Below are 16,506 nucleotides of genomic sequence, written 5' to 3' on the forward strand. Positions count from 1 at the left end.
CCCGCGCCCGCCGCAATCGAAACGCGCCGGACCATTTTCTCCATTCGGCGAGATATTTGCGCCGGCGCCTGCCTTCCGCTAATTTCCCGCGCGCCTCATATCGAGCCGGAGGCCGAGTCGGAGCCGCGCGCGCTGGGACCCCGTCGCGCGCGTTTTTTGTCGCTTCCGCAACCGGCCAAGCCCTGGCTCCTGGAGAAGGCGAGAGATGACCCGCCGCAAGAAGATTTACGAGGGCAAGGCCAAGATCCTCTACGAGGGGCCTGAGCCTGGAACGCTGATCCAGTACTTCAAGGACGACGCCACCGCCTTCAACGCCCAGAAAAAAGCCGTGCTCGAAGGCAAGGGCGTGATCAACAACCGCATCAGCGAGTTCGTGATGACGCGGCTGAACGCCATCGGCGTGCAGAACCACTTCATCAAGCGCCTGAACCTGCGCGAGCAGCTGATCCGCGAAGTCGAGATCATCCCGCTGGAGGTGGTGTGCCGCAACATCGCGGCCGGCAGCCTGTCGCAGCGCTTCGGCCTGGCCGAGGGCCAGCCCCTGCCCCGCTCGATCATCGAATTCTACCTGAAGGACGACAAGCTCTCCGACCCGATGGTCACCGAGGAGCACATCACCGCCTTCAACTGGGCCTCGACCCAGGAGATCGACGACATGATGGCCCTGACCCTGCGGGTGAACGACTACCTGTCTGGCATGTTCGGCGCCGTCGGCATCACGCTCGTCGACTTCAAGGTCGAGTTCGGCCGCATCTGGGAGAACGACTACGCCCGGGTGATCCTGGCCGACGAGATCAGCCCCGATTCCTGCCGCCTGTGGGACACCCAGACGAGCGAGAAGCTCGACAAGGACCGCTTCCGCCGCGACATGGGCGACGTCATCGAGAGCTACACCGAAGTCGCCCGGCGGCTCGGCATCATGAAGGAGATGCCGACGGTGATCCAAGGAGGTCTGCACTAGTGAAAGCCAAGGTCCACGTCTTCCTGAAGCCGGGCGTGCTCGACGTTCAGGGCAAGGCTGTCGAGAACGCGCTGCACGGCCTCGGCTGGGGCGATGTCGCCGACGTGCGTGTCGGCAAGACCATCGAGTTCGACCTGAAGGCCGCCGACAGGGCCGCCGCCGAGGCCGAGGTGAAGGCCATGTGCGAGAAGCTGCTCGCCAACACCGTCATCGAAAGCTACCGCGTCGAGCTGGCGTGAGCCGGCGGGCTCCGATCCTGATCCTCCTGGCGCTAGGCGCCTGCGCTCCGGCGGCCGAGGCGCCGCCGCAGCCTGTCGCGCTGGATTGCGCCCGGGGTTTCGACGCCCTCGTGCAGGCCGTCGCGGCCCAGCCAGGGTTCGTCGAGGCGCAGGCCCCGGGGGAACCATACCGCTACATCAACGCCGAGGACGGCCGCACCTCGTATGTCGTCACCCGCGAGGGTGCGCCGGGCCACCCGGCGATCGTGCGGCAGGCCGGCGGGCGGACGACGGGCTGCGGCTATGGCGAAAAGGCGGGATATGACCAGCTTCTCGCCTATCTTGAGTCGCTGAGCCAGGCGCGTCGGACGAACTGAGCGGCCGCAGCGGCTTTCGGCGTCAGTCAGGCAGGTCCGCCAGGAAGGCCCGCAGGTCCGCCGCCGTGCGGTCCGGAATCTGCTCCATCGGCACATGGGCGACATCCGGATAGACCACGAGCCGGGCGCCGGGGATGGCGCCGGCGAAGCCCCGGGCCGCGGCCACGGGGATGATGGTGTCCGCTCCGCCGTGCATGACCAGCGTGGGGACGGCGATGCGGCCGAAAGCCGCGGGATCGCCGATCGGCCGGCCCCGCCGACCGGAGGTCAGCAGCGCGCGCCGGCCCGGGGCGCGGGCGAAGTCGACATAGCGGTCGACCAGTTCGGGCGTGACCAGGGCGGGATCGCCATAGGCGGCCTTCAGTCCGGGCTCCGCCAGCGGCCGCGGGTCCAGGTTGCGCAACAGTGCGCGGCCCACCGGATTGGCCAGCAGCACGAACGCCAGCGGCGGCCGATCGCCCTTCGCGTCCGGCCAGCCAGCCGAATCCACCAGCACGAGGCCCCGGACGCGATCCGGATGGGCCAGCGTGTAGGCGAGCGAGACGCCCCCGCCCATGGAGTTGCCGGCGATGACGAACCGCCGCGCGCCCAGCCGCCGCGCAAGTTCGTCCACCACCGCCACGTCGCCCTCGACCGACCGCTCATAGCCCGAATGGGTCCGCGTCAGCCCATGCCCGGGCAGGTCCAGACTGATCGTCCGATAGTCCGGCGACAGCCGCGCCACCCACGGCTCCCAAGCGTGCAGCGAGGCCGAGAACCCGTGGATCAGCACGATGGCGGGCGCGCCCCTGGGCCCTTCGTCGCGGTAGTGCGCCCGCACGCCCCCGGCGAGGTCCATGTAGCGTGAGGACTCGGCGGCGTAGCGCTGCTCCAGAACCGGATAGGGAACGTCCTTGGCGCACCCGCCGAGCAGCAGCAGTCCGCAGATGATCGCCAGGGCGCGCAGCCCCGCCAAAGTCCGGCCCATGGTCGCCTCCCCAGGTCCTCAGCCTTCAACGGCGCAGGCGCAGCGTCAATCCGCCCAGGCCCCTCGCGCGGCGCGGCGAAAGGTGCTAGGGCGCGGCCCATGAAAGCCGCCGTCATCGTCTTCCCCGGATCCAACTGCGACCGCGACTGCAAGGTCGCCGTGGAACGCTCGACGGGCGCCGAGGTGTCGATGGTCTGGCACGGGGAGACGGCCCTGCCCGCCGGTCTCGACCTGATCGTGCTGCCGGGCGGCTTCTCCTATGGCGACTACCTGCGCTGCGGGGCCATGGCGGCCCTGTCGCCGGTGATGACGGAGGTGAAGGCCGCCGCCGAACGGGGCGTCGCCACCGTGGGCATCTGCAACGGGTTCCAGATCCTATGCGAAGCGGGCCTCCTGCCCGGGGCCCTCCTGCGCAACGAGAAGCTCAAGTACGTCTGCAAGCCGATCGAACTGGAAGTGGCCAACGCCCAGACGCGCTTCACCGCCGGCTACGCCGGCCGCCGCTCGGTCACCATGACCATCGGCAACGGCGAGGGCAATTTCTTCGCCGACGAGGCCACCCTCGACCGCCTGGAAGGCGAAGGCCAGGTGGTCTTCCGCTACCAGGACAATCCGAACGGCTCGGCCCGCGACATCGCCGGCATCGTCAACGCCGCGGGCAACGTCCTGGGCCTGATGCCCCATCCGGACCGCGCCTTCGAGGCCGAGCTCGGCTCCGCCGACGGCGCGGTGCTCTTCCAGAGCGCCCTGGCCAGCGCCTAGTCCTTCGCCGCAAAGAGCGGCAGGGCCTCCACGGACGTCGCCCCCTCCATCTCAAGCAGCCGCCGCTTGGTGCTCACCCCGCCAGGCGCCGAAAAGCCGCCGATCCGCCCGTCGGCGCCCAGCACCCGGTGGCAGGGCATCAGGATCGGGCAGGGATTGCGCCCCATGGCCTGGCCCACGGCCTGGGCGGCGTGGGGCTCGCCGACCGCCCGGGCGATCTCGCCATAGGTCATGGTCCGGCCCGGCGGGATGGCGCGGACCACGGCGTAGATCCGCCGGTGCAGCTCTGGCGCCGCGCCATAGTCGAGCTCGATATCCTGCAGCTTGGGCTTCTCCCCGGCCATGAGCCGGCGCACCCCCTCGATCGCCTCGCGGACGGAGGGCGGCGGCTCGCTCTCCTGCGCTGCAGGGTGGCGCCGGGCCAGCCGCGCCCGGGCGGCGGCCTCGCTGGCCTCGGGAAGCTGCACGCCCACGATCGCGGCCTCGCTCCAGGCGATCCCGACGAGGCCGAGTTCGGTGGGAAACAGGCTGTAGCCGACGGCGGCGCTCATACAGAAAGGCTATCACGCCGCCGCGCCGGCGCTGGCGACATTCGGACGTGCAGGGCCGGGCCATGAGAGATCGGCCCGCCTGGTCGAGGCGATCGCCGGCCCGGAGCGTCCGCCCTATCGCGTGCGCGCCCGAGTCCGGCTAGAAGGCCGGCCATGAGCGCCCAGCCCCAAAAGACCATGGCCGAGACGGCCGCCGAGTTCGGCCTGAAGCCCGAGGAATACGACCTCATCATCAAGCGCCTGAACCGCGAGCCGAACCTCGTGGAGCTCGGCGTCTTCTCGGTGATGTGGTCCGAGCACTGCTCCTACAAGTCCTCGCGCAAGCACCTGTCCAAGTTCCCGACCAAGGGGCCGAGGGTGATCTGCGGGCCGGGCGAGAACGCCGGGGTGGTCGACATCGGCGACGGCCAGGCCTGCGTCTTCAAGATGGAGAGCCACAACCACCCCTCCTATATCGAGCCCTATCAGGGCGCGGCGACGGGCGTGGGCGGCATCATGCGCGACGTCTTCACCATGGGGGCGCGCCCGATCGCCCTGCTGAACGCCCTGCGCTTCGGCGATCCCGCCCATCCGAAGACCCGCCGGCTGGTCTCCGGCGTCGTCGCCGGCATCGGCGGCTACGGCAACTGCGTGGGCGTGCCCACCGTGGCCGGCGAGACCAACTTCCATCGAGGCTACGACGGCAACATCCTGGTCAACGCCATGTGCGTGGGCCTGGCCGACGCCGACAAGATCTTCTACTCGGCCGCGCCGTCCGCGGGCCTGCCGGTCGTCTACTTCGGCTCCAAGACCGGCCGCGACGGCATCCACGGGGCGACCATGGCCTCAGCCGAGTTCGACGAGGACTCCGAGGAGAAGCGCCCGACCGTGCAGGTGGGCGACCCCTTCGCCGAAAAGCTGCTGATCGAGGCGACCCTGGAGCTGATGGCCACCGGCGCGGTCGCCGCCATCCAGGACATGGGCGCCGCGGGCCTGACCTCCTCCTCCGTGGAGATGGCCGGCAAGGGCGGAGTCGGCATCGAACTGGACCTCGACGCCGTGCCCCAGCGCGAAGAGGGCATGAGCGCCTACGAGATGATGCTCTCGGAAAGCCAGGAGCGGATGCTGGCGATCCTGAAGCCCGGCCGCGAGGCCGACGGCGAGCGCATCTTCAAGAAGTGGGGCCTGGACGCCGCCGTCATCGGCCGCACCACCGACACGGGCCACATCGTGCTTCGGCACAGGGGCGAGATCGTCTGCGACATTCCCCTGGCGCCGCTCTCCGAGGACGCGCCGCTGTACGACCGCTCCTGGGTCGCGCCGCCGCCGGCCGCCCACATCGATCCGGCCCAGGCGCCGGCCCCGGTGGACTACGGCGAGGCGGTGCTCAAGCTGATGTCCTGCCCGGACGTGGCGTCCAAGCGTTGGCTGTGGGAGCAGTACGACCGCCACGTCATGGCCGACACCCTGGAGGATTCGGCCACCGGCGCGGACGCCGGCATCGTGCGCGTCCACGGCACCCGCAAGGCCCTGGCCGTCACCAGCGACTGCACGCCCCGCTACGTCCAGAACGATCCCTACGAAGGCGGCAAGCAGGCGGTGGCCGAGGCCTGGCGCAACCTCACGGCCGTCGGCGCCGAGCCGATCGCCATCACCGACAACCTGAACTTCGGCAACCCCGAGCGCCCGCAGATCATGGGCCAGATCGTGCGCGCCATCGAGGGCATGGCCGAGGCCTGCCGCGCCCTGGACTTCCCGGTCGTGAGCGGCAACGTCAGCCTCTACAACGAGACCAACGGGGTGGCGATTCCGCCCACGCCGACGGTCGGCGCCGTCGGCCTCCTGAACGACTACGCCCGCCACGCCGACTTCAGCGGCATGAAGGCCGGCGACGCCCTGGTCCTGGTGGGCGAAACCCATGGCCAGCTCGGCGCCTCGCTGTACCTGCGCGAATTCCTCGGGCGGGAGGACGGCGCGCCGCCGCCGGTGGACCTGGCGCTCGAGCGTCGCAACGGCGACTTCGTGCGCAACTTGATCTCTTCGAATCAAGTGTCTGTCGTCCATGATCTTTCCGACGGCGGCCTCATCGTGGCCGTGGCCGAGATGGCCCTGGCGTCGAAGGTCGGCGCGAGCATTCAGCTTCCCTACGACACAGCCGCGCACGGGGAGCTCTTCGGCGAGGACCAGGCGCGCTACCTGATCGCCGTCGCCGATCCGGACGTCGTGCTCAAGGCTGCGATCGAGGCCGGAATCCCCGCGGCCGTGGTCGGCGAAGCGGGGGGCGAGGAGCTGGCGGTCGACGGCCTCTTCAGCCTGCCGCTGGACAAGGTCCGCACCGCGCACGAGGGTTGGATGCCCGCGTTCATGGACGGCGCGCCCGGCTGAATGGCCGCGGCTCAGCTCGCGAGCTTTCACCGGCGGAGCGATTTTCCTGGTGAGCCCTGCATCCGCAGGTCGCATTGCCGCGTCTATTCTACGGCTCCCAGCTCCGCCGAAGCGTCATCGAGTATCCAAAAGCCCATGCGTATTCCCGTCGTCCTCGCCCTCCCCCTGCTGGTCGGCGCCTGCGCCAGCGCCCCCACCACGTCAGGATTCCTGTCCGGCTATGAAGGCATGGCGGACGACGAGAGCGCCCTGCGGGCGGCCGCGCGCGAGCGGCGCGAGACCTCCCGCCTGGAACTGGTCAAGCGCGTGGCCATCGAGCCGACGCGCCTGGCCCAGGGCGGCGCCTGGATGTCCGCAGGCGAGCGGACGGCCCTGCTGCGCGAGATCGACGCCCAGCTCTGCTTCGAACTCTCCGAGCGTTATGAAATCGCCGAAGGCGAGGACGCCGACGCCCGCGTGCGCGCCGCCGTCACCGGCGTGGAGCCGACCGGCCGCGCCGCTTCGGCGGCGGCCGCCGCGGCGTCCTTCTTCATTCCCGGGCCGATCGGTGTCCGCGCGCCCGGCGCCTTGGGCGCGCTGGCGGCGGAAGCGGAGATGCTGGATGGGGAAGATCGGCAGATCGCCGCCATCTCCTGGACGCGTACGGCCACCGCCGTGGGCACCGACGATCCGTCGCTCTCGCGCATCGGCGACGCCCTGCAGTTCGCCGAACCCTTCGCCGACGCGGCCGCCAAGGTGATGTCGAGCGATGATCCGCCCCGGCGCAAGATCGAGGCCGGCGCCGATCCCTGCGCCCAGTTCGGCGCACGCTTCCGGCCCGAGGGCTGGGCGGCCAAATTCGCCACCGGCCTCTACGTGCCGCAGATGAGCGGGGCCAAGGCGGACGAGAACTGAGGGGCCGTCCTCAGGGCTGCGGCTGGCTTGGCAGGCTGCGGTCCACTTCGGGCAGGTCGACCGGCACGTCCGGCGAGCCCGGCGGCTGGGCCTGGGCCTCGGGGGGATTGGGCTGCACCGGCGGGGTTCCGTTCTCGGGAACCAGCCCCGTGGCCGCCGCGTCCGGCGCGGTGTCTCCCGGCACGCTCGTGTCGGGCATCGCCTCGGCGGTCTTCTTGCCCTCGGGGTAGGCCTGGTTGCAGGCGGCGATCCCCAGGAGCACGGCGACGGCCGCCGCCGCGTAGGGCGGCCGCGACAGCGCTTCGGCGATGCGGCGCGTCTTGGCTTGGTCAGGACCCATGTCGTTCCTCCTCGGGGAGCCGAACGGCCTGGGCTCGACAGTGTTCCCTTAGTCGCCCGTCGCGCGCTTCAGCAGGTCCAAGGCCGCGGCGGCGAAGGCGCGCATGTTCGCCTGCCGGTCGCTTTCCCCGGTCTCGATGGTGATCGCCATCTCGAGGGGCCCGGCGATGGCGATGCAGGAGTGGCCGGCCGCATCGCCGTAGGGATTGCCGTTCGGCCCGGCGGCCCCGGTCTCCGACAGCCCCCAGGTCGCGCCGAAGCGCTCCCGGGCCGTGCGCGCCAGGAGCAGGGCATAGGGCTCGCTGGCCGAGCGCATGCCGCTCACCGCCTCCCGCGGCAGGTCCATCAGCAGGACCCGCGCCTTGGCCGTATAGACCACCGCCCCGCCCAGGTAGTAGGCCGAGGCGCCGGAGACCCCGAGAAGGGCCGCCGAGATCAGCCCGCCCGACGAGGACTCGGCAACCGAGACGGTCTCGCCGCGGGCCTTGAGTTGGGCGCCGATCTCTTCGGCGAGCGCGAAAAGCTGGTCCATGCGGGTCCTTTCAGGTCAGTCGAGCCGGTAGACGCGGCGGGCCACGTCCTTGAAGAGCAGCGCCTTTTCCGGCGCCGAAGCGCCTGACGCCAGGCGCTTCAAGGCGTTCCAAAGGGTCGCGTAGCTGCAGGAGACCCCATCCACCGGATAGTTGCTCTCGAACATCGCCCGCTCGGGGCCGAAGGCCTCGATGCAGGTCTCGACGTAGGGCCGCCAGGCCTGCGCCAGTTCTTCCGAGCCAGGCTTTTCCGGGCGCTTGTGGAAGTCGAACCCGCAGATCGCCATGCCCAGGCCGCCGAGCTTGACCACCACGTTCGGACAGCTCGCAAGCTCCCGTACGTTGGCCGCCCAGACCGGGAAGATCTCCTCGCGCTTGCCCGCATAGGGCCCGATGCCCAGCGGCCCGCCCACGTGGTCCAGCACGATCGGCTGTTCGGGGAAGGCGCGGGCCAGGTCCGTCACCTGCGGCAGTTGCGGATGGTACTGCCAAGCCTCGAACGACAGCGAGAAGTCGGCCAGCCGGGCGAAACCGGCGCGGAAGTCGGGGCGCGCATAGAGGTTCTCCGGCGGGTTGGTGTGGCTGTTGCGCACGGCTGCGCTGTCGTCCCAGCCGGCCGCGTGACGGATGCCGCGAAAGCGCCCGCCGCCGGCCACCACGTGGGCCGCAAGCACCTCCTCCACCTCCGATCCAAGGGTCAGGTCGGCGAACCCGACGATGCCGGCGCAGGCGCGGACCGGCCCATAGACGCCGCTCGCCGACATCGCCGCCTGGCCGTTGACGAATTCGGTCTCGCCGACGGGCCTCAGGGCCTCGGGTCCGTCGGCCTGGTAGAACGAGCCGCACTCGACGAACACGGTGCTCTCGATCCGATGACCCGAGCCGGCGTCCGCCAGCAGTTCGTCCAGCAAATAGCGGCTGGCGCCGGGATAGTCCCAGAGGTGGTGATGGGGATCGCAGATCGGCAGCTCCGGCTCCAGGATCTCCTCGGGTTCGCTCACGGCGCGGCTCCTCCCCTTGCGGCAGGTTTTCCTTGGATTTCCCCGCCTTGCGCGCACATGATGCCCGCCAATTAAAGACGCCGCCATTCACGGGAGGATTTTTTCATGGACGCCCATTCTCAGTGGACCGGACTCGACGCGGGCCGCCTGGAGCGCATCGGCGAGCACCTGGAGCGCAACTACATCGAGCCGGGCAAGATCGCCGGCTGCCAGGTGACCGTCGCCCGGCGCGGGCACGTCGCCTATTTCAAGTCCTTCGGCCGCATGGACATCGAGCGGAACAAGCCGATGGCCGACGACGCCATCTTCCGCATCTACTCCATGACCAAGCCGATCACCTCGGTCGCGCTGATGACCCTGTTCGAGAAGGGCTATTTCCAGCTCAACGACCCGGTCAGCCGCTTCGTCCCGTCCTGGAAGAACCACCGCGTCTGGATCAGCGGCGAAGGCGCCGACATGGTCACCGAGGCGCCGCGCCGGCCCGTGAGCTTCCGCGACGTGCTCAGCCACACCTCTGGGCTGACCTATGGCGGCGGCCTGCCCGGGGTGGGCATCCAGCACCCCGTCGACAAGATCTACCGTGAACTGAAGGTGCGCAGCGTCGGCGGCGCCGACCCGATGCACGTGTTCCTGGACAAGCTGGGCCAGGTGCCGCTGCTGTTCCAGCCCGGCGAGCGCTGGATGTACTCCCTGGCCACCGACGTCTGCGGCGCCCTGGTCGAGGTGATCTCCGGCAAGCCCTTCGCCGAGTACCTGAAGGACGAGATCTTCGAGCCCCTGGGCATGCAGGACACCGCCTTCCACGTGCCGCCGGAGAAGCTCGAGCGCTTCTGCGCCAACTACCAGCGCGGGCCGGACAAGAAGCTGAAGCTGATCGACGACCCCCAGGCCAGCCAGTTCGGCCAGGATCCGGGCTTCAAGTCGGGCGGCGGCGGCCTGACCGGCACCAGCGCCGACTACCTGCGCTTCTGCGAGATGCTGCGCCGGGGCGGCGAGTTGGAAGGCCAGCGCATCCTGGGGCCGCGCACCCTCGAGATGATGCACATGAACCACCTGCCCGGCGGCAAGGACCTGACCCAGCTCGCCCTAGGCACCTTTTCGGAGACGGCCAACGAGGGCGTCGGCTTCGGCCTCGGCTTCGCCTCGACCATGGGCCAGGTGGAGACCGGCTCCCTGGGCGCCGGCGACTACTACTGGGGCGGCGCGGCCTCCACCATCTTCTGGGTCGATCCCAAGGAGGACCTGGTGGTGGTGTTCATGACCCAGCTGATGCCGTCGGGCACCTTCAACTTCCGCGGACAGCTCAAGAGCATCGTCTATTCGGCGATCGTCGACTGATCGCACCGGGCCGCCGATGGACCTGCTCGTCAACATCGACGTCCCCGACGTAGCCAAGGCCGAACGCTTCTACGTCGAGGCGTTCGGCCTGACGCCCACCCGCCGGTTCGGGGCCGGCGGCGTGGAGCTGAGCGGCTGGCCGGTCAAGGCGTATCTGCTCAGGCACGAAGCCGGCTCCATCGGCGCGGCGGACCAGCCGCGCAGCTACGAGCGGCATTGGACGCCGGTCCACCTGGACGTGGTGGTGGAGGACCTCGAGGCCGCCTTGAGCCGCGCCCTCGCCGCCGGCGCCGTCCAGCAGGGCCCCGTGCGCGAGCACGCCTGGGGCCGGATCGTCGTCGTGGCCGACCCGTTCGGCCATGGCCTTTGCCTGCTGCAGTTCCTGAACCGTGGCTACGACGAGATCGCCGAGCCGGCCTGAACAGGCGCGCTCACCGCTGCGTGTTCGGCCGCTCCAGCCCCAATTTGCTATGATCGCGTTAAGCATTTCGGAGCACAAAGATTCCCTCAAGTGGAGCGGCCGCCATGCCCATGGCCATCGAAGACCTTGAGGCTTCCCTGCGCGAAGCCTTTCCCGACGCGGAGATCCGCGTGGACGACCTCGCCGGCGACGGCGACCACTACCGCGCGCGCATCGTCTCCCCAGCGTTCAAGGGCCTGCCGCGGGTCAAGCAGCACCAGCTCGTCTACGCCGCGCTGAAGGGCAAGGTCGGCGGGGAATTGCACGCCCTGGCCCTAGAGACGTCCTCCCCCGGGTAGGAGAGCGATGCGCTACCGGCCGTTCGGCATCTCGGGCAAGGCGGTTTCGGCGATCAGCGTGCTGATGCGCGAGAGCTCCGCCCTGCCCACGCCCCTGGCCTGGCGCACCTTCATCTTCTCGGCCATGGAAAGCGGCGTGAACTGCTTCGAGATGGTCGCCGGATCGGAGGCCATGTGCGCCGGCATGCGCGGGGCGCTCGAGGCGGTGGAGCGCCGGCTCCTGTTCCTGACGTGGCGGATGCGCGGCGAGGCCGGCCGTCCGCTCACCGCCGACCACATCTCGCGCAGCGTGCGCGAGGGCCTGCACCGGGTGCATTGCGCCTATTTCGACGTGCTGATGCTGGACGAACAGGCCTTCGCCACCCTGACCGACGACGCCCATCAGCTGCTGGACGACCTGCGGGCGGGCGGGCTGGCGCTGCAGATCGGCGTGGCCGGCGGAGGGCCCGTGATCGATTCGGCCATCGCCGACCCGACCTTCGAGGTCGCCGCCTCGCCGTTCAACCTGACCTCGGGCTGGGACGTCCGGCGGCGGATGAAGGAAGCTGTGGCCGCCAACATGGCGCTGGTCGGCTACGACGTCTTTCCCCAGGCCCTGCTTAAGCCCGCCGCCGTGCAGCCGCAGAAGACCGGCCTCTTCCGCCGCCACGTGGAGCCGCTGGCCGGCGCGGGCACATACGCCTTCCTGCACGAGACGCCGGGCTGGGCGGCCTCGGAGCTCTGCCTGGCCTACGCCCTGACCGAGCCGGCGTTCGCCACCGTGCAGGTCGAGGTCACCCGCGCCGAGATCCTGGAGCGGATGTGCGCGGTGGCCGACCGGGACCTGCCCACCGGCGTCGCCGCCCAGATCGAGATGGCGCGCTTCAGTCCCCAGGCCAATGCGCTTGAGCAGAAGCGGGCCTGATCGACCCTGCGGCCCCCCGCCCCGCTTGACCCCGCCGCCCAGGCTCCCTAGCTGTCGGGCATCGAAGTTTTCGCACCGAAGGGGCGAACCATGACCGACGCCGCTGTCGCCAATCCCGTCCACGACTTCATCTCGACCACCGTGACCGAAAATCCGGTCGTGCTGTTCATGAAGGGCGTGCCGGAACAGCCCCGCTGCGGCTTCTCCGCCGTGGTCGTCCAGATCCTCGATCACCTGGGCGTCGATTTCATCGGCGTCGACGTGCTCCAGGACGAAGAACTGCGCCAGGGCATCAAGACCTTCTCGGACTGGCCGACCATCCCGCAGCTCTATGTGAAGGGCGAGTTCGTCGGCGGCGCCGACATCCTGCGCGAGATGTTCCAGTCCGGCGAGCTGCGGCCCTTCCTGGCCGAGCAAGGCGTGCTCGCCTAGTTCGCATCCGATGAACGCCAGGGGCATCGAGCCGCCTGCGGGCCGGCAGGTCTTCACCCTGACCTTCGCCCCTGGCCCTGACGACATCGACGAGAACGGCCACGTGAACAACGTGGTCTACCTGCGCTGGGTGCAGGAGACGGCGATCGCCCACTGGGGCAGCCTGTGCCCGCCCGAGGAACTGGCCAGGTGGGCGTGGATCGTGCTGCGCCACGAAGTCGACTACCGCCGCCCGCTGCTCCCCGGCGAGACCGCCACCGCGCGCACCTGGGTGGCCGAGACCTCCGAGGGTCCTCGCTTCGACCGCTTCGTGCGCATCGACGGTCCCGACGGCGGCATGTGCGCCCAGGCCCGCACTGTCTGGTGCCTTATCGAACAGACCAGCCGCCGCCCCCGCCGCGTGCCGGAGTGGATGGTCGAGATGTTCGCCTGAGGGCGGCCCTGACTAACCGCCCGGTCCTGTCCATGGCGTCAGGGGGTTCAGCAGGAACACCGGCGTGCGGGGCGTGATGCCCAGCTCCTCGTAGGTGAAGGCGAGCGCCGTCTTGCCGGGCGCGAAGGACTGGCAGCGGTCCAGCCGCTTGCGCCCGAACGCCACGGTGACCGCCTCGCCTTTGCGCTCGACGTAGAAGGCGAAGTCGACCTTGGCGGTGCAGCCGTTGGAGGCGACCTCGATGGTGATCGCGCCACGCCCGGCGCTGGCCGAATAGAGCGGCTCCAGCTCCGCCAGGGGCGCGCCGGCGGGAGCCAGGATCGGCGGGGTCTGGCCGGCGCATCCGGCCAGGAGCGCGAGGCCGGCGATCAGGACGAAGCGGCGGTGCATGCCCCTAGAGAAGCACAGCTTCCGCCCGGGCGCGATCAGGCCGGCGCCAGGCGCTTGAACATCACGCTGGTCGCCCGAAGTTCGTTCACCCGAGTGTCGCGCGCGTAGTCCGGTATACGACCGGCGAGCTCGAAGCCGAGGCCCGCATAGAGGCCCTCGGCCTTGTCGCCGGTGAGGGTGTCCAGCGTCAGAAGCGTGCGGCGCTCCGCCCGAGCCGTCGCTTCCACGGTCTGCATGAGCGCCCGGCCGATCCCGCGCCGCTGGGCCGCCGGATGGACCAGCACCTTGGAGACGTCCGCGCGGTGCGTCTGGTTGGGCATGGCGGCGAGGCAGAGCTGCGCTGTGCCGACAACCTCGCCGTCGAGGCGGGCCAGGAACAGCCGCCGCTCGCCAGTTTCCAGAGCCGGCCAGACCGCGCCGGTCCAGAACTCCCGCGCCGCCTGCCGGCTGAACGGCAGCACGAAGCCGACGCTGGCGCCGTCATGCACGCAGGCGTGCAGGATCTCCCCCAGCGCCTCAAGCTCGGCCGGCCCCGGCGGAGCCGTGAGCACCTCGATCCTTAGGCCGGCGATGGTCATTGCGGTCTCTCAGAGGATGGCGATCAGGTAGCGCGGCGCTTCGGGCCCCGGCGCCTCGAAGCGGCTGGCGCCGAACAGGCGGTAGCGCAGGCAGTCGCCGGGCCCCAGGCGATGGCGCACGCCCTCCAGGGTGACCTCGAGCGTGCCCTCCATCAGGTAGAGGTGGTGCTCCAGCCCGGGCCGGGGCGGCCCGGCGTAGTCGATCCGCACCCCGACGGGCAGGCTCACCTCCACCAGCTCCGCGGCGAGCCCCGCCGTGGGCGGCGAGACGAGGCGCCGGCGAAGGCCCGTGTCGGGGTCTGTCCAGATCGGCTGGGCGCCGGCGGGGACCAGGGCCGCCGCGCCTCCCTCGGCCTCGGCCAGCAACTGCGAGGTCGTCATGCCGAACGCCGAACCCACCCGCCCCAGCACGGCGGCGGTCGGACTCACCTCGCCGCGCTCCATCCGGGACAGGGTCGCGCGACTGACGCCGGTGCGCCGGGCCAGGGACTCCAGCGCCCATCCGCGCTCGCGCCGCAGGTCCCCCAGGCGCCGCGCCAGGCGCGCCTCGATGTCGAGCTCCGTTGCTTGTTCCATATTTGAGAGGATATCTCAAATATGAGATGTCGCAACAGGCGCAAAAGGAAAGGGCCCCGGATCGCTCCGGGGCCCTCGCCTGTCTCTGCCGTGCTCGGCGCCGGTTAGGACGCGTAGAACTCGACCACGAGGTTCGGTTCCATCTTCACCGGATAGGGCACTTCCGACAGTTCCGGCATCCGCACGTAGGTGGCGGCCATGCCCTTCACGTCGACCTGGATGTATTCCGGCGTCTCACGCTCGGACGAGGCCAGGGCTTCCAGCACCAGGGCCATGTTGCGCGAGCGCTCGCGCACGGCGACCACGTCGCCCGGCTTCACGCGATAGGACGGGATGTTCACGCGCTTGCCGTTCACGGTCACGTGGCCGTGGTTGACGAACTGGCGGGCGGCGAAAGGGGTCGGCACGAACTTGGCGCGGTAGACCACCGCGTCCAGGCGCGATTCCAGCAGCGCGATCAGGTGCTCGGAGGTGTTGCCCTTCCGGCGCGCCGCTTCGGTGTAGATGCGGGCGAACTGCTTTTCGGTCAGGTTGCCGTAGTAGCCCTTCAGCTTCTGCTTGGCGCGCAGCTGCAGGCCGAAGTCCGACACCTTGGACTTGCGGCGCTGGCCGTGCTGGCCCGGGCCGTAGGCGCGGCTGTTGATCGGAGACTTCGGGCGACCCCAGATGTTTTCGCCCATCCGGCGGTCGAGCTTGTACTTGGCGCTATGACGCTTGGTCATAAGTATCTCTTTCGTTTCGACGTGGGCCGGCGCCTTCAGGAGGAAGGCGCGATTGCAACGGCGGCGACCACATCACCCGTCATATGCATCGCATCCGCGCGGGCGGGCCCGGCGGAGGAAGGGGCGGTGTATGACGGCCCGGGCCCTGCAAGTCAACCTTGGCCGGTTCAGGCTTCCTCCACCGGCGGCAGGCGGTAGCGGCCGCTGCGCAGCTCGGCCCTGGGCATGTAGGCGCGCATGAACAGGGCGAAGGGGCCCGCCGGGGCCGGCAGCCAGTTGCCCTGAAGCCCCACGCCCGGGCTCTCGTGGCCGATCCAGATGTCGAGGGAGCCGTCCTCGTTGTAGGTCAGGCCCTCGGTGCGGTCGCCGATCGAATAGCGGCGCAGCGGATTGTCGGCGAAGAAGTACTGCCCGTCGTCGGTCGCCTCGTAGAGGGTCAGCGACCAGAAGGAGTCCACCGGGATCAGGCGGTCGGCGGCGAAGTGCATCCGCCACATGCGCTGGCCGTCGTAGAGCGCCCGGGGCAGATGCCCGCGCGCGCGCATGTACATCGCCTCCACCGGCGGCAGCGCCGCCAGGCCCGACAGCGCCACCGCCGCGCGGAAGCCGTAGAACTGGCCGAAGTCGCCCAGCGCCGAATTGGGATAGGACCAGCCGTCGACGAAGCTCGCCCCGCCCAGGCCGCCGCGGCGGGACTCGTGGATCGCCTCGGCGACGCCGGCTTCGATCTGCGCCTGCTCGTCCGGACCGAAGCGATCGGGATCGAAGCCTTCGGTCAGGCCGAGCGGCGCGATCCTCTGCAGGATGGCCCGATCGGTCGGCGGCGGCGGATTGGCGGCCAGAAGCCGCGCGGCGCTGGCGAAATAGGCGGGCCAGGGATCGCGGCGGGTGGCCGGCGGCGGACCGTGCGGCACGGCCGGTCCCTGGATGGAGAGGCCCGACTGCACGGCGCGGGCCGCCTCCAGGTCGCCGGGGCCGTCGATCAGCACCCGGGCCAGGGCCCACACCTGATTGGTGGGCGAACGCACCTCATCGCCGCCGACGGCGGCCGCGTTCGGGCCGATCAGGCGGAAGGTCCCGCCGTCGGGTCCGGTGGTGCGCGTGCCCAGGATCGCGAAGTTGTTGGTGTAGGCGTCCATCAGCGCCAGCGACAGGTAGCGCTCGCCTGAAGCCGGGAGGGTCAGGCTCACCGGCCCCTGCGACAGGTCGATCCTGGCGGTGGAATAGAGGGTGTCGTTGTTCGGCGTGGTGATGTCGCGGAAGGTGTGGTCGACGAGGTTGCGCACGTGGCTCAGGGTGTTGAGCGGCGTGTCCGCCTTCAGCCCCATGATGTTGGCGTTGGCCACCTCGATCAGCGGCAGGACGTAGAGCCAGGCCTCCTTCGCCGCGGCCTTCAGGTCGACCGCCATG

At 70.0% G+C, this 16,506-nt stretch carries 22 protein-coding genes; 12 read left to right on the forward strand and 10 right to left on the reverse strand.

What is annotated here, in order from left to right:
* Positions 1 to 205: 205 nt before the first annotated feature.
* The 3 genes from purC to ACK4YQ_RS13095 are packed head-to-tail and all read left to right on the forward strand — an operon-like array spanning position 206 to position 1,556.
* Complete coding sequence (purC, locus tag ACK4YQ_RS13085; protein ID WP_409611855.1) at positions 206 to 961, forward strand: phosphoribosylaminoimidazolesuccinocarboxamide synthase; 756 nt, start codon at positions 206 to 208, stop codon at positions 959 to 961.
* Entirely contained in the window at positions 961 to 1,200 is a 240-nt protein-coding gene (gene purS / locus ACK4YQ_RS13090; RefSeq protein ID WP_409611856.1) for a phosphoribosylformylglycinamidine synthase subunit PurS, read from the forward strand. Before purC ends, purS begins: the two co-directional genes overlap by 1 nt.
* Positions 1,197 to 1,556 (forward strand): hypothetical protein, encoded by a 360-nt coding sequence (locus ACK4YQ_RS13095; protein ID WP_409611857.1) that lies wholly within the window; start codon positions 1,197 to 1,199, stop codon positions 1,554 to 1,556. The genes purS and ACK4YQ_RS13095 overlap by 4 nt, the downstream gene beginning before the upstream one ends.
* Positions 1,557 to 1,578: 22 nt before the next feature.
* On the opposite strand, the gene ACK4YQ_RS13100 is transcribed toward ACK4YQ_RS13095, so the two are convergent.
* Positions 1,579 to 2,523, reverse strand: a complete 945-nt coding sequence (locus ACK4YQ_RS13100; protein WP_409611858.1) for an alpha/beta fold hydrolase — start codon at positions 2,521 to 2,523, stop codon at positions 1,579 to 1,581.
* A 99-nt stretch (positions 2,524 to 2,622) separates the two neighbouring features.
* Here ACK4YQ_RS13100 and purQ point away from each other — a divergent pair, with 99 nt between their 5' ends.
* A complete protein-coding gene (purQ, locus tag ACK4YQ_RS13105; RefSeq protein ID WP_409611859.1) occupies positions 2,623 to 3,285 on the forward strand; it encodes a phosphoribosylformylglycinamidine synthase subunit PurQ in 663 nt (220 codons plus the stop codon).
* On the opposite strand, the gene ACK4YQ_RS13110 is transcribed toward purQ, so the two are convergent.
* On the reverse strand, positions 3,282 to 3,836 hold the full coding sequence (locus ACK4YQ_RS13110) for a methylated-DNA--[protein]-cysteine S-methyltransferase (protein WP_409611860.1): 555 nt from the start codon (positions 3,834 to 3,836) through the stop codon (positions 3,282 to 3,284). The genes purQ and ACK4YQ_RS13110 overlap by 4 nt on opposite strands.
* Before the next feature lie 153 nt (positions 3,837 to 3,989).
* Between ACK4YQ_RS13110 and purL the strand changes: the two genes are divergently transcribed.
* A complete protein-coding gene (purL, locus tag ACK4YQ_RS13115; RefSeq protein WP_409611861.1) occupies positions 3,990 to 6,200 on the forward strand; it encodes a phosphoribosylformylglycinamidine synthase subunit PurL in 2,211 nt (736 codons plus the stop codon).
* A gap of 135 nt (positions 6,201 to 6,335) precedes the next feature.
* Positions 6,336 to 7,094, forward strand: coding sequence for a DUF3313 family protein (locus tag ACK4YQ_RS13120; protein ID WP_409611862.1), 759 nt, complete (start codon positions 6,336 to 6,338; stop codon positions 7,092 to 7,094).
* 10 nt (positions 7,095 to 7,104) lie between these two features.
* On the opposite strand, the gene ACK4YQ_RS13125 is transcribed toward ACK4YQ_RS13120, so the two are convergent.
* Genes ACK4YQ_RS13125 through ACK4YQ_RS13135 form a run of 3 tightly spaced genes read right to left on the reverse strand, consistent with a single transcriptional unit; the run spans position 7,105 to position 8,964 of the window.
* Positions 7,105 to 7,434, reverse strand: coding sequence for a hypothetical protein (locus ACK4YQ_RS13125; protein WP_409611863.1), 330 nt, complete (start codon positions 7,432 to 7,434; stop codon positions 7,105 to 7,107).
* 48 nt (positions 7,435 to 7,482) lie between these two features.
* On the reverse strand, positions 7,483 to 7,965 hold the full coding sequence (locus ACK4YQ_RS13130) for a CinA family protein (RefSeq protein WP_409611864.1): 483 nt from the start codon (positions 7,963 to 7,965) through the stop codon (positions 7,483 to 7,485).
* Positions 7,966 to 7,980: 15 nt separating this feature from the next.
* Entirely contained in the window at positions 7,981 to 8,964 is a 984-nt protein-coding gene (locus ACK4YQ_RS13135; RefSeq protein WP_409611865.1) for an amidohydrolase family protein, read from the reverse strand.
* Positions 8,965 to 9,069: 105 nt separating this feature from the next.
* On the opposite strand from ACK4YQ_RS13135, the gene ACK4YQ_RS13140 reads away from it, so the two are divergent.
* The 6 genes from ACK4YQ_RS13140 to ACK4YQ_RS13165 all read left to right on the forward strand — a co-directional run bounded on the left by ACK4YQ_RS13140 (position 9,070) and on the right by ACK4YQ_RS13165 (position 12,830).
* Positions 9,070 to 10,302, forward strand: a complete 1,233-nt coding sequence (locus ACK4YQ_RS13140; protein ID WP_409611866.1) for a serine hydrolase domain-containing protein — start codon at positions 9,070 to 9,072, stop codon at positions 10,300 to 10,302.
* Between the two features lie 16 nt (positions 10,303 to 10,318).
* The gene (locus ACK4YQ_RS13145) at positions 10,319 to 10,723 is read left to right on the forward strand and encodes a VOC family protein (protein WP_409611867.1); all 405 of its coding nucleotides are present in this window, start codon (positions 10,319 to 10,321) and stop codon (positions 10,721 to 10,723) included.
* Positions 10,724 to 10,827: 104 nt separating this feature from the next.
* Entirely contained in the window at positions 10,828 to 11,061 is a 234-nt protein-coding gene (locus ACK4YQ_RS13150; RefSeq protein ID WP_409611868.1) for a BolA family protein, read from the forward strand.
* A 7-nt stretch (positions 11,062 to 11,068) separates the two neighbouring features.
* On the forward strand, positions 11,069 to 11,965 hold the full coding sequence (locus ACK4YQ_RS13155; RefSeq protein WP_409611869.1) for an aldo/keto reductase: 897 nt from the start codon (positions 11,069 to 11,071) through the stop codon (positions 11,963 to 11,965).
* A 90-nt stretch (positions 11,966 to 12,055) separates the two neighbouring features.
* Positions 12,056 to 12,397, forward strand: coding sequence for a Grx4 family monothiol glutaredoxin (grxD, locus tag ACK4YQ_RS13160; RefSeq protein ID WP_409611870.1), 342 nt, complete (start codon positions 12,056 to 12,058; stop codon positions 12,395 to 12,397).
* 10 nt (positions 12,398 to 12,407) lie between these two features.
* The gene (locus tag ACK4YQ_RS13165) at positions 12,408 to 12,830 is read left to right on the forward strand and encodes an acyl-CoA thioesterase (protein ID WP_409611871.1); all 423 of its coding nucleotides are present in this window, start codon (positions 12,408 to 12,410) and stop codon (positions 12,828 to 12,830) included.
* Between the two features lie 12 nt (positions 12,831 to 12,842).
* Here ACK4YQ_RS13165 and ACK4YQ_RS13170 read toward each other — a convergent pair whose 3' ends face one another.
* The 5 genes from ACK4YQ_RS13170 to ACK4YQ_RS13190 all read right to left on the reverse strand — a co-directional run bounded on the left by ACK4YQ_RS13170 (position 12,843) and on the right by ACK4YQ_RS13190 (position 16,505).
* On the reverse strand, positions 12,843 to 13,220 hold the full coding sequence (locus ACK4YQ_RS13170) for a hypothetical protein (RefSeq protein ID WP_409611872.1): 378 nt from the start codon (positions 13,218 to 13,220) through the stop codon (positions 12,843 to 12,845).
* Between the two features lie 35 nt (positions 13,221 to 13,255).
* The gene (locus ACK4YQ_RS13175) at positions 13,256 to 13,798 is read right to left on the reverse strand and encodes an N-acetyltransferase family protein (RefSeq protein ID WP_409611873.1); all 543 of its coding nucleotides are present in this window, start codon (positions 13,796 to 13,798) and stop codon (positions 13,256 to 13,258) included.
* 9 nt (positions 13,799 to 13,807) lie between these two features.
* Entirely contained in the window at positions 13,808 to 14,374 is a 567-nt protein-coding gene (locus ACK4YQ_RS13180; protein ID WP_409611874.1) for a helix-turn-helix domain-containing protein, read from the reverse strand.
* A 104-nt stretch (positions 14,375 to 14,478) separates the two neighbouring features.
* Positions 14,479 to 15,096 carry a 30S ribosomal protein S4 gene (gene rpsD, locus ACK4YQ_RS13185; RefSeq protein WP_409611875.1) on the reverse strand — a complete coding sequence of 206 codons (618 nt, stop codon included), beginning with the start codon at positions 15,094 to 15,096 and terminating at the stop codon, positions 14,479 to 14,481.
* A gap of 167 nt (positions 15,097 to 15,263) precedes the next feature.
* On the reverse strand, positions 15,264 to 16,505 hold the full coding sequence (locus tag ACK4YQ_RS13190) for a DUF1254 domain-containing protein (RefSeq protein WP_409611876.1): 1,242 nt from the start codon (positions 16,503 to 16,505) through the stop codon (positions 15,264 to 15,266).
* Position 16,506 lies beyond the last annotated feature (1 nt).

The sequence above is a fragment of the Phenylobacterium sp. genome, from assembly GCF_046291545.1.
Classification (GTDB): Bacteria; Pseudomonadota; Alphaproteobacteria; order Caulobacterales; family Caulobacteraceae; genus Phenylobacterium.

Excerpts from the sequence above, each read along its gene's own strand:
- purC (WP_409611855.1), top strand. The coding sequence starts at position 206 with ATGACCCGCCGCAAGAAGATTTACGAGGGCAAGGCCAAGATCCTCTAC.
- ACK4YQ_RS13100 (WP_409611858.1), bottom strand. The coding sequence starts at position 2,523 with ATGGGCCGGACTTTGGCGGGGCTGCGCGCCCTGGCGATCATCTGCGGA.
- purQ (WP_409611859.1), top strand. The coding sequence starts at position 2,623 with ATGAAAGCCGCCGTCATCGTCTTCCCCGGATCCAACTGCGACCGCGAC.
- ACK4YQ_RS13110 (WP_409611860.1), bottom strand. The coding sequence starts at position 3,836 with ATGAGCGCCGCCGTCGGCTACAGCCTGTTTCCCACCGAACTCGGCCTC.
- purL (WP_409611861.1), top strand. The coding sequence starts at position 3,990 with ATGAGCGCCCAGCCCCAAAAGACCATGGCCGAGACGGCCGCCGAGTTC.
- ACK4YQ_RS13120 (WP_409611862.1), top strand. The coding sequence starts at position 6,336 with ATGCGTATTCCCGTCGTCCTCGCCCTCCCCCTGCTGGTCGGCGCCTGC.
- ACK4YQ_RS13125 (WP_409611863.1), bottom strand. The coding sequence starts at position 7,434 with ATGGGTCCTGACCAAGCCAAGACGCGCCGCATCGCCGAAGCGCTGTCG.
- ACK4YQ_RS13130 (WP_409611864.1), bottom strand. The coding sequence starts at position 7,965 with ATGGACCAGCTTTTCGCGCTCGCCGAAGAGATCGGCGCCCAACTCAAG.
- ACK4YQ_RS13140 (WP_409611866.1), top strand. The coding sequence starts at position 9,070 with ATGGACGCCCATTCTCAGTGGACCGGACTCGACGCGGGCCGCCTGGAG.
- ACK4YQ_RS13145 (WP_409611867.1), top strand. The coding sequence starts at position 10,319 with ATGGACCTGCTCGTCAACATCGACGTCCCCGACGTAGCCAAGGCCGAA.
- ACK4YQ_RS13150 (WP_409611868.1), top strand. The coding sequence starts at position 10,828 with ATGCCCATGGCCATCGAAGACCTTGAGGCTTCCCTGCGCGAAGCCTTT.
- ACK4YQ_RS13155 (WP_409611869.1), top strand. The coding sequence starts at position 11,069 with ATGCGCTACCGGCCGTTCGGCATCTCGGGCAAGGCGGTTTCGGCGATC.
- grxD (WP_409611870.1), top strand. The coding sequence starts at position 12,056 with ATGACCGACGCCGCTGTCGCCAATCCCGTCCACGACTTCATCTCGACC.
- ACK4YQ_RS13165 (WP_409611871.1), top strand. The coding sequence starts at position 12,408 with ATGAACGCCAGGGGCATCGAGCCGCCTGCGGGCCGGCAGGTCTTCACC.
- ACK4YQ_RS13170 (WP_409611872.1), bottom strand. The coding sequence starts at position 13,220 with ATGCACCGCCGCTTCGTCCTGATCGCCGGCCTCGCGCTCCTGGCCGGA.
- ACK4YQ_RS13175 (WP_409611873.1), bottom strand. The coding sequence starts at position 13,798 with ATGACCATCGCCGGCCTAAGGATCGAGGTGCTCACGGCTCCGCCGGGG.
- ACK4YQ_RS13180 (WP_409611874.1), bottom strand. The coding sequence starts at position 14,374 with ATGGAACAAGCAACGGAGCTCGACATCGAGGCGCGCCTGGCGCGGCGC.
- rpsD (WP_409611875.1), bottom strand. The coding sequence starts at position 15,096 with ATGACCAAGCGTCATAGCGCCAAGTACAAGCTCGACCGCCGGATGGGC.
- ACK4YQ_RS13190 (WP_409611876.1), bottom strand. The coding sequence starts at position 16,505 with ATGGCGGTCGACCTGAAGGCCGCGGCGAAGGAGGCCTGGCTCTACGTC.